The sequence below is a fragment of the Coprococcus sp. AF38-1 genome (assembly GCF_003603945.1).
GTDB lineage: Bacteria > Bacillota > Clostridia > Lachnospirales > Lachnospiraceae > Coprococcus > Coprococcus aceti.
In genome coordinates this window covers 25106-41024 of record NZ_QVGO01000003.1, presented here as the reverse complement: position 1 = coordinate 41024, position 15919 = coordinate 25106, and the positions used below count along the sequence as shown (strand labels likewise).

14 protein-coding genes are annotated in these 15919 nt (G+C 42.6%); 8 read left to right on the top strand and 6 right to left on the bottom strand.

Annotated features, from left to right (window positions below; genetic code table 11):
- Positions 1–35 precede the first annotated feature (35 nt).
- Positions 36–992, top strand: coding sequence for an SPFH domain-containing protein (locus tag DW025_RS04715; protein ID WP_055143974.1), 957 nt, complete (start codon positions 36–38; stop codon positions 990–992).
- Positions 993–1172: 180 nt separating this feature from the next.
- Here DW025_RS04715 and DW025_RS04710 read toward each other — a convergent pair whose 3' ends face one another.
- The 3 genes from DW025_RS04710 to DW025_RS04700 form a co-directional block, all read right to left on the bottom strand.
- The gene (locus DW025_RS04710) at positions 1173–2558 is read right to left on the bottom strand and encodes a hypothetical protein (RefSeq protein WP_119998965.1); all 1386 of its coding nucleotides are present in this window, start codon (positions 2556–2558) and stop codon (positions 1173–1175) included.
- A 12-nt stretch (positions 2559–2570) separates the two neighbouring features.
- A complete protein-coding gene (locus DW025_RS04705) occupies positions 2571–3209 on the bottom strand; it encodes a sugar O-acetyltransferase (RefSeq protein WP_119998963.1) in 639 nt (212 codons plus the stop codon).
- A 225-nt stretch (positions 3210–3434) separates the two neighbouring features.
- Entirely contained in the window at positions 3435–5723 is a 2289-nt protein-coding gene (locus DW025_RS04700) for a hydratase (RefSeq protein ID WP_119998961.1), read from the bottom strand.
- A gap of 507 nt (positions 5724–6230) precedes the next feature.
- Here DW025_RS04700 and DW025_RS04695 point away from each other — a divergent pair.
- From DW025_RS04695 to DW025_RS04670, 6 genes are all read left to right on the top strand, one after another.
- Positions 6231–6938: a LytR/AlgR family response regulator transcription factor gene (locus tag DW025_RS04695; RefSeq protein WP_117548652.1), complete on the top strand. Its 708-nt coding sequence runs from the start codon at positions 6231–6233 to the stop codon at positions 6936–6938.
- A gap of 1 nt (position 6939) precedes the next feature.
- Positions 6940–8223: a sensor histidine kinase gene (locus DW025_RS04690; protein ID WP_119998959.1), complete on the top strand. Its 1284-nt coding sequence runs from the start codon at positions 6940–6942 to the stop codon at positions 8221–8223.
- A 327-nt stretch (positions 8224–8550) separates the two neighbouring features.
- Positions 8551–9126, top strand: coding sequence for a 2-oxoacid:acceptor oxidoreductase family protein (locus tag DW025_RS04685; RefSeq protein ID WP_119998957.1), 576 nt, complete (start codon positions 8551–8553; stop codon positions 9124–9126).
- A complete protein-coding gene (locus DW025_RS04680) occupies positions 9126–9428 on the top strand; it encodes a 4Fe-4S binding protein (protein WP_119998955.1) in 303 nt (100 codons plus the stop codon). The genes DW025_RS04685 and DW025_RS04680 overlap by 1 nt, the downstream gene beginning before the upstream one ends.
- Entirely contained in the window at positions 9429–10610 is a 1182-nt protein-coding gene (locus DW025_RS04675) for a transketolase C-terminal domain-containing protein (RefSeq protein ID WP_119998953.1), read from the top strand.
- Positions 10611–10623: 13 nt separating this feature from the next.
- Positions 10624–11559, top strand: coding sequence for a thiamine pyrophosphate-dependent enzyme (locus DW025_RS04670; protein WP_004848697.1), 936 nt, complete (start codon positions 10624–10626; stop codon positions 11557–11559).
- 418 nt (positions 11560–11977) lie between these two features.
- Here DW025_RS04670 and DW025_RS04665 read toward each other — a convergent pair whose 3' ends face one another.
- From DW025_RS04665 to DW025_RS04655, 3 genes are all read right to left on the bottom strand, one after another.
- On the bottom strand, positions 11978–12277 hold the full coding sequence (locus DW025_RS04665) for a hypothetical protein (protein WP_117548649.1): 300 nt from the start codon (positions 12275–12277) through the stop codon (positions 11978–11980).
- Positions 12278–12375: 98 nt separating this feature from the next.
- A complete protein-coding gene (locus DW025_RS04660) occupies positions 12376–13959 on the bottom strand; it encodes a sensor histidine kinase (protein ID WP_117548648.1) in 1584 nt (527 codons plus the stop codon).
- Positions 13960–14039: 80 nt separating this feature from the next.
- Positions 14040–14801: a response regulator transcription factor gene (locus tag DW025_RS04655; protein WP_243104898.1), complete on the bottom strand. Its 762-nt coding sequence runs from the start codon at positions 14799–14801 to the stop codon at positions 14040–14042.
- Between the two features lie 122 nt (positions 14802–14923).
- Here DW025_RS04655 and DW025_RS04650 point away from each other — a divergent pair, with 122 nt between their 5' ends.
- Entirely contained in the window at positions 14924–15835 is a 912-nt protein-coding gene (locus DW025_RS04650) for an AraC family transcriptional regulator (protein ID WP_165854745.1), read from the top strand.
- Positions 15836–15919: the final 84 nt, after the last annotated feature.

Sequence of the window (15919 nt, the reverse complement as noted above, 5' to 3'; positions counted from 1 at the left end):
TTAAGACACACACATTTTTAATTAAGGAGATTATTATGGACGGAGCAGGAATTTCACTTATTATCATTTTATGTCTGATCGTAATCGTTATTATTTGCAGTACGATCAAGATCGTGCCACAGGCACACGCTTATGTAATTGAGAGACTTGGAACATATCAGGCAACATGGTCTGTTGGACTTCACATGAAGATGCCTGTTATCGATAAGGTAGCCAAGAAGGTTACACTCAAGGAGCAGGTTGTTGACTTCGCTCCACAGCCGGTTATCACAAAGGATAACGTAACAATGAGGATCGACACAGTCGTATTCTTCCAGATCACAGATCCTAAGCTTTTCAGCTACGGAGTTGAGAATCCTATCATGGCCATCGAGAACCTGACAGCTACCACACTTCGTAACATCATCGGTGATCTTGAGCTTGACCAGACACTTACATCAAGAGAGACCATCAACACCAAGATGAGAGCAACACTTGACGAGGCTACTGATCCTTGGGGAATCAAGGTCAACAGAGTAGAGCTCAAGAACATCATCCCTCCTGCAGCTATTCAGGATGCCATGGAGAAGCAGATGAAGGCAGAGCGTGAGAGACGTGAGCAGATCCTCCGTGCTGAAGGTGAGAAGAAGTCAGCCATCCTCATCGCAGAAGGTAACAAGCAGTCAGTCATCCTTGAGGCCGAGGCTGAGAAAGCTTCTCAGATCCTCCGTGCTGAGGCTAAGAAGGAAGCAACTATCAAGGAAGCCGAAGGTCAGGCACAGGCTATACTCGCTGTACAGCAGGCAAATGCAGATGGTATCAGAGCACTGAATGAGTCAATGCCTACAAATCAGGTCATCACTCTCAAGAGCCTGGAAGCATTTACAAAGGCTGCAGACGGCAAGGCTACCAAGATCATCATCCCATCAGAGATACAGGGAATCGCAGGTCTCACCTCTTCTATTGTAGAGGTTGCCAAGAGCACTGAAACTGCTGCCATATCAAAGCAGTAAGCAAAGAGATCAAATACAAATAACCTGTTGGCAATATTGACACATCGGTCAACAAAATAATAAGTATAATGAATCCCAAAAGGCATACATGACAGTCCATGTATGCCTTTTCTTATAACTTCATATGTATATCATTCAGGATATTATAATAGTCTTTCATATATAGAAACATATATAGTATTATTGTTCCGGAACCGGAAGTCTTGTGGTCTCATGCTGCAGTTCATCCAGCACTGATCCAAATTCATATGTAACATTTATGATCTTATCCTGTCCCTTCGGGATACCGTACACAACATATTGATACACCACAGACATTGGAGTAAGGGCATCATCTGTATATTCACCATAGAAAATCTTTCTCTTAATTGGATCCGTATCACTATCCGTATCTATAACCACAATGTCAAAGTTTCCTATCCTTGCGCCGTGATTTAACAGTATATCGCTCACCAGATAATAGTCATAACTGTCATAATCAAATTCTACTTCACTCAGATAACTTATCTCATCAGTGGTAATTTCCGCCCCACCTGGAAGAGTATATTTCTTATCATTCTCAATTTTCTGTCCATACTCTCCATCGTATATTTTGTATAACTTTCCCTTAGGAGTGTCAAGCTTACTCACATCATACCAAACCGACGCATCAGCCTTTTCGCCTACCACATACATAATATTTGTAGGAGTAGACTGACCTTCTGGTGATTCAGGATCATCATTCTGACAGTATACAACCATATACCCATAATCATCTGACCTGACCATAAAGTACATATGTCCATGGTCAGCATCCACTACTTCTGATATGTCATTGGCATCTGCATATCCATCATATGACATCAAAATGTCTATGTCCTCCTGACTCATAGGTTCCAACATCATACAAGATTTTGATCTGAGATATACATCAAAATAATCTCTTCCGTCTGGCATACCCTCTGCATCTGAACTCCCATCGTCCGTAGCATCCATCTCATATTCCATATCGTATACCACATATCCTTCGGGAACATCGGCATCTTCCAGCTCTATCGGCTCCACTGAATTGATCGTTAACCACGCCGTATTTCCAACAGGATCCACATTCACCATCTTGTCTCCAAATGCATATCCTTTGACTGGGATACTATCAACATAATAATTCCCATCGCCACTGTATATTTCATCATTTGTATCCTCATATTCGCCTTCTGATTCTTCATCAAACCCAAGACTTTTGTCATGATCTGACGTGAGCGCCGAATAAACGGTCCCCAGACATATTATCAGGGAAAATACAATGATAATTATCATGCTGACTTTTTCCAGTCTCTTTTCATTATCGAGTACATCTTTTTCTTTCTTCTTGAACCACTCGCTGTGCACATTTCCATACTGTTTATTCTTGTCTTCAATATGGGATGTCTGATCCTGATTGTGATCTCCGGCATCTGCCGGAGCTGCTCCGCTTTCAAACTGCCCATCTATGTTTTTCTCCACATACCATGAACCGCATCTCGGACACATATGCCCTGTCTTTTCGGGGTAAAATTTTTTACCGCAGCTTTTGCATGTAACCTTCAATTATCCACCTCATCAGTCATTCTTGCTTACGTTGTTGTACTGGAAGAAGTCGATTCTGTGATCTTTGAAATAGTACTTTGCGTCACGCTCATTTACCTCTCGAAGAACCTTACACGGGTTTCCGACAGCCACTACATTTGATGGTATATCCGTTGCGACCATACTTCCAGCTCCTATGACGGTGTTATCACCTATAGTCACCCCCGGAAGTATCGTAACTCCTGCACCTATCCAGCAGTTCTTGCCTATTGTTATAGGTGCATTGTACTGATATCCCTGTTTTCTGAGTTCTGCGTCTATCGGATGTCCCGCCGTAGCCAGTGTGACATTCGGACCAAACATGGTGTAGTCACCAACGTAAATATGTGTGTCATCCACCATTGTAAGGTTGAAATTCGCATATATATTGCTGCCCCAGTGAACAAATTTGCCGCCCCAGTTTGCATGGAGTGGTGGCTCTATATAGCAGTTGTCTCCTATCTCCTCAAACATCTCCTTGAGCATCTGCTGACGCTTGACCATCTCTGTTGGTCTGGTCATATTGAAGTCATATAATCTGTCCAGACACTTTATCTGCTCTCTGGCGATATCCTCATCGCCCGGAAGATAAAGCTCACATGTGTGCATCTTTTCCAGCTCTGATTTTCCCATTGTAAATACCTCCTGTATTTTATTTTTGTCTTCATAAACCCGCCATGTTGTAAATCCGTTTCTTTTTGACATCGTGGATTATCACATCATGATCACACTGGCTATATGAAAGCAACAGGCACCACCAAGCCGCACTAAAGCGCCCATGATGATGCCTGTTATATCGTCGTATATACATTATATTCAAATGTACATACATGGCGCACTCGGCACCATATATATCATTTAGTTGTACTTGTAGTAATTGATGAGGCAGCCATCTGTTATGATCTGTCTCTCATCGTCTGTGAGTTCTCCAAGTCTCAGCTCTATCTCAGCAAAATCCTTGTTCACAACATAAGCCTTGATGACCTCTGTCTTGTTCTTCACAGCATCCTTGATTCCTGGGATGAATACATAATCGTCATTGTCAAAGTCAAAATCCTTATCGATCACAAATGGAAGCATACCCCAGTTGATAAGGTTTGATCTGTATCTCTTTGTAGCGTACTCCTTTGCAATGTTTGCCCATCCACCGAGAACCTTCTGGCATGATGCAGCCTGCTCACGGGCTGAACCGTCACCTGGCTTAACAGCATAAATGGTACTTCCAACACCTGTGTTGCTTCCGCATATGTCCTCAAACTTCTCCTTGATGGCATGCATAACTTCCTTGACCTCTGGGAATGCCTTACCCATGCACTCACCTGCCTCACGAACCTTCTCTACAGCCTGGATAGCCTTCGCTCTTCCAACGTACTCAGGATCCTTTCTTGACAGAGTGAACTCTGCAAGTCCAAGAGGATTTGATCTGTATGATGAAGTCTCTCCTGATGGGATAAGCTCATCTGTTGTTGTTACAGGATCATGTATAACTGATGCCACCTTGAGGAGAAGGTTGTCTGTAAGAGGAACCATCTCAGGCCAGTCCTTGATGTTTGGACCAAACTTGATCTCAACCGAAGGATCAGCCTTTCCAACACCATTGTAAACTCTTCTGTCGTATATAGCCTTGTCGAAGAAATACTTTGGATGTGTGTACTCTATATCTGCAAGGTCTGTTGCTGATGTCAGATATCCCTTGTTGGCTGCAGTTGCTGCGATAGAACGCGCATCCATAAGCGCAACAGATGAGATCTGACCATTCTGTATCTTTGAACCCTCTCTGTTAGGGAAGTTTCTTGTTGAATGTCTGATGGAGAATGCATTGTTGGCAGGTGTATCACCGGCACCAAAGCAAGGTCCACAAAATGCTGTCTTAACGATAGAACCTGTCTCGATGAGATCAGCCAGAACACCGTTCTTTGCAAGCTGCATATATATAGGTGTACTTGCAGGATATACTGACAGTGTGAACTCGTCAGCGCCTATGCTCTTGCCTCTGAGGATATCAGCCGCATCGCAGATATTCTCATATCCACCACCGGCACATCCGGCGATGATTCCCTGCTCAACATACAGCTTGCCATCTCTTACCTTATCCTTGAGTGTGAAGTCGACCTTGCCGTCAAGGCTTACAAGTGCACGCTTCTCAACATCATCAAGGATATCCATGAGGTTGGCATTCAGCTCGTCGATGGTGTATGTGTTGCTTGGGTGGAATGGCATAGCTATCATTGGCTTAACTGTTGACAGATCTACATATACGACTCCGTCATAGTAAGCCACATCGCCAGGATTCATCTCCTTGTATGCCTCACTTCTTCCGTGAATGTCATACCAATCCTTTATCTTGTCATCTGTCTTCCATATTGATGACAGACATGTTGTCTCTGTTGTCATAACATCAATACCGATACGGAAATCTGCTGAGAGCTTGTCAACACCAGGACCAACGAACTCCATGACCTTATTCTTGACATATCCGCAGCCAAATGTTGCTCCGATGATGGCAAGTGCCACATCCTGAGGACCAACCCCCTTCTGTACCTCTCCGTCGAGATAGATTGCGATAACGCCCGGCTTTGCAACATCGTATGTCTTACACAGGAGCTGCTTTGCGAGCTCACCGCCGCCCTCTCCAATAGCCATAGTACCAAGAGCACCGTAACGTGTATGTGAGTCTGATCCAAGTATCATGGCGCCACACTCTGCCAGCATCTCTCTTGCAAACTGATGGATGACCGCCTGATGAGGTGGTACATACACGCCGCCATACTTCTTCGCACATGAGAGGCCAAACATATGGTCATCCTCATTGATGGTTCCACCTACGGCACACAGTGAGTTGTGACAGTTTGTAAGTACATATGGTATAGGGAACTCCTTAAGACCTGATGCTCTTGCTGTCTGGATGATTCCTACAAATGTTATATCATGTGAAGTCATCTTATCGAATTTGATCTTAAGATTCTCCATATTGTCAGATGTGTTATGCTTAGCCAATATTCCGTAAGCAAGTGTGTTCTTTGATGCCTCTTCCTTTGATGGAGCACTGCCAAGCTTTGATGCGAGAACCGCACCTGCCTCAGCATTATCCTCAACCAGCTCTGTACCATGTAACAGATAAGCACCGTTGTCAAATAATTTAATCATACTCTTCCTCCTGGTAATAGCTTTTTGTCATTTATGGAATTGCACACAGATGTATACAAACCCCCATGTTTCTCTACATCATACCATATTATTTTCAAATTTTAAATAGTATTATATTACAGCTTAACGCAAAAAATCTGCCATACATGCTCAGGCACATATGGCAGATCCTATGCATCAAATTGAATATACTGTACAGATACCCTTAACCGAAATACCTGTACCTGATACATCCTATCTGACACTATATAATCAATCTCCCCTCAGAGTTAATTATCCTCTGTTACATACACTATACTATTTGTATAATTTTTCCAATAGTTTTGGCAAAAATCGACACAAACGACGCGTATAACAACCTGAACGACATAAATTTTCGTGTACAACACACATATACTTTAATTATACCTATTGTAGAAATTCCCATTTGTATGATAGAATGTTCCTGATATGTTAATAATTTAAGAGTTTTGTTTATCTATCAATTTTTCACAGGAGTGTTTGATTATGAATTTTCTGATTGTTGAGGATGACAATATCCAGCTTACCGGCTTAAAATATATAATTGAAGAAGAGTACGCAGACGCTGTTGTCAACACTGCATCAACTTACAACGATGCCATAACAATAATAGATTCATTTGATATTGATATCTTTTTACTGGACATTGATCTCGGTGGAGGGAAGACCGGATTGGATGTATGTGGTTATCTCCGAAGAATTCCCAAATACAGTGACACACCTGTCATCTTCATCACCGATATCACCGTTCCAAACCTTGATGTCATCAACAAGTATCATTGCCAGTATTATTTCTCAAAGCCTTATGACAGAATCGATGTCGTAGGAGGTATCAACTCGGTGCTCACACAGCCTGACGACCAGACATCAAGGATCCGCGTAAAGGATATCCAGGGAATACTTTTCCATATAAGCATGGATGAAATAATTTATGTATGTGCATCCGGCCACCACAAGCACATTTTCACATCCGACGGCGATTTTATCGTCACCAACCCGACCTTCGAGTCAATTTTGCAGGATGCCGGTGATGCTTCTCTGGTAAGATGCCACAAAAGCTATTACTTCAATCCCAACTACATACAGAGTTATGACAGATCCAATTCACTTATAAAGCTAAAGCTGACTCAGGAGTCCATACCGGTTGGACGCAAATATAAAACTATTATAGAAACTTACCAGGAGTACAGATAAAATGGCTGCATATTTTAACTTTCTTTCCAAGATATTGCTTGATACCTTTGTATTTTTAATATTCATGATGGCGATATACAATGTAAAATTTTCCCAGATAGCAAGGAGACTTCCACCTTTGCTTCTGCTGACTTTACCAGTCTCTCTGATTGCCACAGTTACAGACTCCATGTTCATATTCACACTGATAACATACATCTACTGCTTTGTATTCTACTCCCTGGTCTTCCGTTATCCGCCAATGAAGATCATAACGGGCTACGCAATAGCTCTTATAATCATGACAGTGCTGAACCTTATACAGATGGTTGTCATCATGCAATTCACAGACAACCCTTTCACCAATGCTTCAACATATATAACTGAAGCTATGGCTTTTGTGATAGCTATTTTGCTGTACAAATTCGGGCACCTGGATAAGCTGTATGAAACCCTCATCATAAAAAACCAGGTTTTCAGGAATATAATACTCGCTGTATTTGCCCTCATGGTCTCCATGGTTTTATACCAGCGTATATCACCTAAAGATTTCATGAATGTGTTTATGACTTTCCTGTTTATAGTTATTCTTATACTCATCCTGTACGCCGGAATGTACAAGAACTACATGAGTCTCAGGGAGTCCCAGAAGCAGCTGCAGTCTTATGAACAGTATCTTCCTATTATAGAGGAGCTTATTGATCAGGTTAGAATGAGACAGCACGATTACAACAACGAACTTCAGGCAATAAGCATGCTGCCGATCAGCTACACCGATTATGAATCACTCTCTACCGCTCTGGCAAAGGAACTTGATACTTCATGCAGCGATCATGTTATAAAAAATTCCTACCTTCTGAGGATCAACATGAAACTGATTGCAGGATTCCTGTTCAGCAAGATGAACCTTGCTCAGGAACGAAATATAGATCTCAATATAAATGTCAAGAATTCAACTCTCACATCAAAGGCTGCTGAATTCGAACTTCTGGATACGATGAGTATTCTGGTGGACAATGCATTTGATGCCACCGAGGATGGAGGACATATAGAGATAGTGATCGACTCAGACGGAACGAAGACATCCATTGAGACCCTCAATGCAGGTCCTACTCTCACCTCAGTAATGCGAAAGGATTTCTTCACCAAAGGCTACTCCACAAAGCCGCTGAAGGACGGCAGATATTCAAGGGGAATAGGTCTTTATAAGTTAAAACAACTCACTAAAAAATATGACGGTGAGATCCTTCTCGACAATCAGACAGCAGACGGACAGACTTGTATACATTTTCTTGTAAGATTGTAAATATCACTTTTATGGCCTTTTAAGACAGCTATGGACTGATCCCATATCTGTCTTTTTTGTTGATAATGATCTCTTTCATATATACACATGCAGTATTTTTATCATTTTTTCCCTATTGTTTAAGATTTTATGTTGTGTAACCCACTGCCATCTAACATTTTCAGGTATATTCCTCATTATTCGTTAATTTTTTCTGTATTCCACCATATATCCTTAATTTTATTCTTTACTTATTGTTTATAAATGGTATAATCAAAAGGATTATTTTTTCATATTAAATGGAATTAAATAGAACTTAATGAGAAATTTTTGACAGGAGATGTAAAAGTGAAAGATACTATTGAAATCAGATGGCACGGACGTGGTGGTCAGGGTGCCAAGACTGCTGCCCTGCTCCTCGCAGATGTGGCATTCAAAACAGGTAAATATGTTCAGGGATTTCCTGAGTATGGTCCAGAGAGAATGGGCGCACCTATCACTGCTTACAACAGGATCAGCAGTGAACCTATCAGAGTACATTCCAACATTTACGAACCACAGTATGTGGTTGTTGTAGACGAATCTCTGATCGAACCTGTACATGTGACTGCAGGTCTCGCCGAGGATGGCGCCATCATTATAAATACACCTAAGACTCCGGACGAGGTTCGTCCACTGCTCAAGGGTTACAAGGGCAGGGTATACACACTTGATGCCAAGGAGATCTCCATGAAGACTCTCGGCAAGAATTTTCCTAACTCTCCTATGCTTGCAGCCATCGTTGCTGTCAGCGGAATCATGGAGGAGGGACCTTTCCTCGAAGATATGAGACAGTCATATCAGCACAAATTTGCCAAGAAACCAGAGGTTATCGATGGCAACATGGAAGCATTAAAGCTCGCTTTCAGGGAGGTAATGAAGTAATGAGAACAGATATAAGCAAGATACATGACAACAGCAAATGGACAGAACTCACACCTGGAAACCACGTATACGGCGGTGGTACTTCCAAGGCTTTTAACACAGGTGAGTGGAGGACTTCAACCCCTGTCCTCGACGAGAGCAAATGCGTACACTGTCTTCTGTGCGCACCTGTCTGCCCGGATTCATGCATTCCGGTAGTATCAGGCAAGCGTCTCGCATTTGACCTGGATCACTGCAAGGGCTGCGGTATATGCGCATACCAGTGCAAATTCGGAGCAATCACTATGAAGGAGGGCAAATAAATGGCTATAAGAGAACGTCTTTCAGGAAATGAGGCTGTGGCACATGCTATAAAGCAGATCAATCCGGATGTTATGCCTGCATTCCCTATAACACCTTCAACTGAGATACCTCAGTTCGTTTCAACATTTATCTCCAATGGAGAGATCGATACAGAATTTATCCCGGTAGAGAGTGAGCACAGTGCCATGAGTGCAGCGATCGGCGCAGAGGCTGCCGGCTGCCGTACACTCACAGCCACATCATCATGTGGTATGGCTCTCATGTGGGAGGAGCTCTATGTGGCAGCGTCCAATCGTCTTCCACTTGCCCTCGCACTTGTAAACAGAGCACTCTCCGGTCCTATCAACATCAACTGCGACCACTCAGACAGTATGGGCGCACGTGATACAGGTTGGCTTCAGATATACGCAGAGAACAACCAGGAGGCATATGACAACTTTGTTCAGGCATACAGAATATCTGAGCACAAGGATGTCAGACTTCCTATCATGATATGTCAGGATGGCTTCATCACAAGCCATGCCGTTGAGAACATCACCCTCATCGAGGATGATCTCGTAAAGAAGTTTGTAGGTGAGTACAACCCTGAGCAGTATCTGTTAAACCCTGAGATGCCTATGGCTGTCGGTCCTTACGCCACATCTCCTTATTATATGGAGACTAAGATGGCTCAGAATACTGCCATGAAGAATGCAAAGCAGGTTATTCTGGATGTTGCAAAGGAATTCGAGGATATGACAGGCCGTCACTACGGTTTCTTTGAGGAATACAGACTTGACGATGCCGACTACGCCATCGTTATGATCGGCTCTGCTGCCGGAACAACAAAGGAAGCTATAGATGAGCTGAGAAATGAGGGCAAGAAGGTCGGTCTTCTGAAGATCAGAGTGTTCAGACCATTCCCTGGCGAGGAGATTGCAAAAGCTCTCGCCAACACCAAGGCTGTCGCTATACTTGACAGATCTGAAGGGTTCAGAGCAGGCGGCGGTCCTCTCTCAGCGGAGGTTAAGGAGCACCTGTATGACATTCAGGCAACCACAAAGGCTGTCAGCTACATCTACGGTCTCGGTGGTCGTGACTACACTGTGGAGAGCGCAAGAGGCGTATTTGCACAGCTTGAGGACATGATCGAGAACGGTGCTGAGATCCCTCAGTATCAGTACATAGGACTTAGACAGTAGGAGGTAAGATGAAATGGCATATAATTTTAAAGAAGTAATGAACAAGCCTGAGCGTCTTGCTCCAGGTCATAGAATGTGTGCAGGCTGCGGTGGTACTATCACTGTCAGAACTGTACTCCGCGCCCTTCACGAGGGCGACAAGGCGGTCATCGGAAACGCCACAGGATGTCTTGAGGTTTCAACCTTTATGTATCCTTACACAGCATACGAGGACAGCTACATACACAATGCATTTGAGAACGCAGGCGCTACCCTCTCCGGTGTTGAGACAGCGTACAACGTTCTAAAGAAAAAAGGCAAGATAGATGACACATACAAATTCATCACATTTGGCGGTGATGGCGGAACTTATGATATCGGACTTCAGTCACTGTCAGGTGCCATGGAGCGTGGACATGACATGGTATATGTGTGCTACGACAATGGCGCATACATGAACACCGGTATCCAGCGTTCATCAGCTACTCCTATGTATGCTGACACAACAACCACACCAGTAGGCTCACAGTCAAATGGTAAGATGCAGAACAGAAAGGATCTCGCCCAGGTCATGGCTGCACACGACATCCCATATGTTGGACAGTCTACTCTTCTCGGCAACATGCGTGATCTCTACGAGAAGGCTGAGAAGGCTATCTACACACCTGGCGCAGCTTTCCTCAATGTCATGTCACCATGTCCTAGAGGATGGAGATACCCTACAGAGAAGATCATGGACATCTGCAAGCTGGCAGTTGAGACATGTTACTGGCCTCTGTTCGAGGTTATCGAGGGCAAATGGATCCTCTCCTACTCTCCTAAGAAGAAGCTTCCTATCGAGGATTTCCTGAGAACACAGGGAAGGTTCAAGCACCTGTTCAAGCCTGAGAACGAGCATCTCCTCGTTCAGTATCAGCAGGAGGTTGACCGTCGTTGGGAGGATCTGTTGTATAGATGTTCTAAGAATTAAATATTAACAAACGGACGAAAGAAATCCAGTCCAGTATATATACGATCACGTTTGTCTTCCTTCGTTTCCGCTTGCTTCTATCTGCATGCGGCTACGCACGCGATAAGGGCGTTGCGTGCTTCGCCTTAGCAAGAAGCGCTGAAACTCAGTCGACTACACTACCGATCGTAATATATACTGGACTGGATTTCTTTCTGTTCTTGAATATATTGTAATTCTTAGAACATCAAATCTTATCTTTTAATTTAGTTCTTAACTGCTGATTGTTGCATATTGTAATATACGGATTTTCTAGTTGTTTTGTATTCTTTACATGCAAGTGTATAATCACACAATAATGGCATCGCATACTTCATAGCAAGAAATGGTAACTCTCAGTCAATGGCACTATCGTGCTATTTTACACCAAAGAAAAATATCAGTTAAATGGAACCTCATAGAAATCATTGAAAGTGTATTGCGCATCTTCGCCTGCATTTTTCCAGAACAGCAGGCTTTCTACCTGACTTACATCCAACATGCGGTCTGTGGTGAACAGAAGTTCGTATTCTCCGGCTGTGTTTGTATTTTCGTCTCCCGATTCGACGATATCTGTAAGCATTGTTCCATCCTTCAGTTTCACACTGGAAAGGACTGCATATTTTTCATCTGAGGTCATGTTCTTTGCACCGCTTATATCGAGTACATAGTTCTGAACCAGTTCATCATCTCTGAACACTAGCTGTCCATTTTACGCCGGACAGCCTCCTCTTATCTATATAACTTCTGTCAAATATGTTATTATACGTTTTATTATTCAATACACATTATCTGTGTCTATTTACTCCAGATGATCGTAACCACAAACTTTCCATCTTCCATGGCTATATCCCCGGTAAAACCTGACAGGTCAAGTATTTTCTTCACTATTGACAGCCCCAGACCATTTCCTGTATGTCCGGTCCTGGCGGAATTGCCTTTTTTCATAGGCTCCCATAACTCAGGGGGATCACAGTCTATCTCACCATCCATATCATTTGATATGACCAGTCTGCCCACACCAATATCAATATTTACAATGCTGTTGTCTGACGCATACTTTACCGTATTCATGATCAGATTATCCAGCATGATATCCATGAGTCTTGCATCGGCGCGTATCTCAGCATGACCGGCGATTTCGCACTCTATATTCCTGTTCTCCAGTTCACCTGTATACCTGTCTGTAACCTGTCTGGCAAGCGCCGCCATATCCACATTGTCATTCTTAATAGTCAGTGTGTTTTCCAGCCTGATGTATGAGAGCATACCGGTTATCATCTCATTGATATATGAAACATTATCCAGTATAGAGGCCGTGTAATGCCTTGATTCAGCATCATGAACTATCTGCTGCAGGTTCTCCGCATATCCTGATATGGCGGTAACCGGGCCTCTCACATCATGTGCTATAGCTGCAATGATATTTCTGCGGGTCTCATCCTCAATGATCTCTTTTTTCTTTTTCCTGTAGGATATCACCGCCGTTATCACATAGCACAGAAGAACTAATGGCGTCATATATATAATGATACGAAACAGCCCCATCTCAGATCTTGTAAATGGATCCTCGTACATCGCAGCTGCAACATAATAATCGTTTCCACCAACAGTCACAGTTCTGCCTCTGTAGTAATATCCTCTCCAGGATATGTCCTCTTCATAATCTGTATTGGTGTCCATCCCTTCCCTCTCAAATACATCATTCAAATATGCTCTTGAGCTCTCATACTGTTTTTCCATATTTACAAAATCCACATTGTCTTTCCCCTGCGCAACAAAGTCATGGTATATCTCCGAAACCGATCTTATATCTTCATATACCTGATCTTCTGACTGAACTTTGACAGCTGTTATACCTTCATCCGTGGATATCCACTCATAGGTTACACCATTTTCAACAAATCTGTCTCCCGGCTGAAAATCATCATCCCCTGAGCCTGTATCTGAGCTGTTATCTTCATCCTCAAGCTCAGCGTCATCCTCATATGCAGCATCTTCCTCAAACTCAGCATCATCCTCAAGCCATGCATCCTGTCCTGACAGCTTAACCCCATCGTCATATCTGTAAACCTTTGATACAAAATAAGGTGTATTGCATTTGCTGAGTATCCCCTCTATATCTTCCCGTATTTCCTGATCACTCTCACCATCTTTTATCACTCTGTACATTCCATTGCACACTGTTCTCACATCATTGTCAAATCCTGATCTCTGGTTGTAATTGACTATAGTCAATAAACCAAGTGCGGCTATGATGATCAGCATAACCATAACTCCTGCAACCAGAAACCCGCGCCAAAGTTTTCGCCTCACTATACGCTTAAGCTCACGTCTTACTGCCGATGTATATTTCTTATTGTTATTCTTTTTATCAGTCATATCGTTTTTCTCCCTTTTTACATTCTAATCCAGGCTTTCTAATACAGACATTTTTATCATCATTTCTTGCCTGATATAAATTATATTTCTTTCACCTGATACCCCTTGCCTATCACAGTCTTTATCTGCTTTCCTGCACTGCCTATACCTGCCCGGAGCTTTCTTACATGATTATCCACGCATCTGTCGCTTCCTTCATAATCATAACCCCAGATATCAACGAGCAGTCTTTCTCTTGTGATAACCTTTCCCTTATTCTCAAGAAGTATCTTCAGAAGAGCAAACTCCTTTGGTGCAAGATCGACCTCCACGCCATTTACCTTCGTCATATACCTTGACGGATTCATGCTTATCGCTCCACATACCAGCTCTCCATTGCTGTCAGCCCCCTTGGATCTCTTGATAAGCGCCTTGCACTTGGCATACAGAGTTGCAAGTGAAAATGGTTTCACTATGTAGTCATCACAGCCAAGATCATAGCCCAGCATAATATCCCGTTCGGAATCTCTGGCCGTCAGAAATAATATCGGAACCATACTGTGTCTGCGCATCTCACGACACACCGCAAAACCATCCAGCCCCGGCAGCATGATATCAAGCAGCACAAGATCAAATGTCTCCATCCTGAAACTGTCCAATCCGTCATCGCCATTATACGCCACCTCGACATACATCTGACCTCCACTCTCTCTGACAAAGTAGTCATGTATGACCTCACTTATGTGTATATCATCCTCCACCAACAATATCTTGTTCAGAGCGAACATTTCCTTTCTTGAAGTCTCCGAATTATTTTCTGCATATGCGGCATTTATTGACGCCTCTATGTCGTTTCTCTCCACATCATCACCTCCTTGACCTGCATATTAACAAACCGATATGACTTTCATATGTCCATTATAACAATTTACTACAAATATGTGCTATAGTGATATACATACATTACATGGAGGTAGAAAACCATTTGAATTGGACCGAAGGACTTATTAACGCAATTGATTATATTGAGACTCACCTTATTGACGGTGAATTATTAGACCAAAATACAATAGCCAGGCAGGCGTACTCTTCTCCCGACAACTTCAGGAAAGTATTTCATCTAATCACAGGATATACTATAGGGGAATATATCAGAAACCGCCGGCTTTCCCTGGCTGGAGAAGAACTCATTTCCTCCAACCGCACGGTGACTGATATTGCACTTGAATACGGATATGACACACCCGAAAGCTTCACGAAGGCTTTCACACGATTTCATGGGAACTCTCCATCTTATGTTCGAAATAACAAATCAGGCCTCCGTAATTTCACCCGGATTGTATTAAGGGTCACAGCAGACGGGGGGTCTATGCTCAATTACAGAATCATTGAGATCAACAACATGTGTATTGCCGGTTATTCCAGGGTTTTCACAAGCTTCGATACCGCGAAAAATAATGTTCTGATTCCAAAATTTACAAGAGAATGCTGCAGTCAAAGCTGGGATAAACTAATGGAAATTAAATCCACTGATGAAAAACCAAATAACTGCTTATTCGGTTACAGATCAAATGATTTTATAAATATTGATAAGTTCGATAATGAAATTTCATGCTTTAATTACACATTTGGACGAATGATCACAAAACAAGAAATTTCCGGATTAAATATATCCGATTATTCGATAACAAACATTCCTGACGGCGAATGGATCTGTTTTGACTGTTCAGATACTACTCCTGCCGGACAGCAGTCACTTTGGTATAAAATTTACACAGAATTTCTACCATTTTCTCATTATAACATAGTGCCTGACGTAACCTTAGAGTGCAGCAATGTATCATTAGAAAAGGAACAAAATTACCTTCTCCTACAAATCCGTCCCGACAAAGTTTAACCATTGCTGACAGGTCATAATGCAACTCCTGTGATATTGTTTTTATAGTATTTCTCATTTATATGATAATTACTAAATACAATC

Excerpts from the sequence above, each read along its gene's own strand:
- DW025_RS04715 (WP_055143974.1), top strand. The coding sequence starts at position 36 with ATGGACGGAGCAGGAATTTCACTTATTATCATTTTATGTCTGATCGTA.
- DW025_RS04705 (WP_119998963.1), bottom strand. The coding sequence starts at position 3,209 with ATGGGAAAATCAGAGCTGGAAAAGATGCACACATGTGAGCTTTATCTT.
- DW025_RS04700 (WP_119998961.1), bottom strand. The coding sequence starts at position 5,723 with ATGATTAAATTATTTGACAACGGTGCTTATCTGTTACATGGTACAGAG.
- DW025_RS04695 (WP_117548652.1), top strand. The coding sequence starts at position 6,231 with ATGAATTTTCTGATTGTTGAGGATGACAATATCCAGCTTACCGGCTTA.
- DW025_RS04690 (WP_119998959.1), top strand. The coding sequence starts at position 6,940 with ATGGCTGCATATTTTAACTTTCTTTCCAAGATATTGCTTGATACCTTT.
- DW025_RS04680 (WP_119998955.1), top strand. The coding sequence starts at position 9,126 with ATGAGAACAGATATAAGCAAGATACATGACAACAGCAAATGGACAGAA.
- DW025_RS04675 (WP_119998953.1), top strand. The coding sequence starts at position 9,429 with ATGGCTATAAGAGAACGTCTTTCAGGAAATGAGGCTGTGGCACATGCT.
- DW025_RS04670 (WP_004848697.1), top strand. The coding sequence starts at position 10,624 with ATGGCATATAATTTTAAAGAAGTAATGAACAAGCCTGAGCGTCTTGCT.
- DW025_RS04660 (WP_117548648.1), bottom strand. The coding sequence starts at position 13,959 with ATGACTGATAAAAAGAATAACAATAAGAAATATACATCGGCAGTAAGA.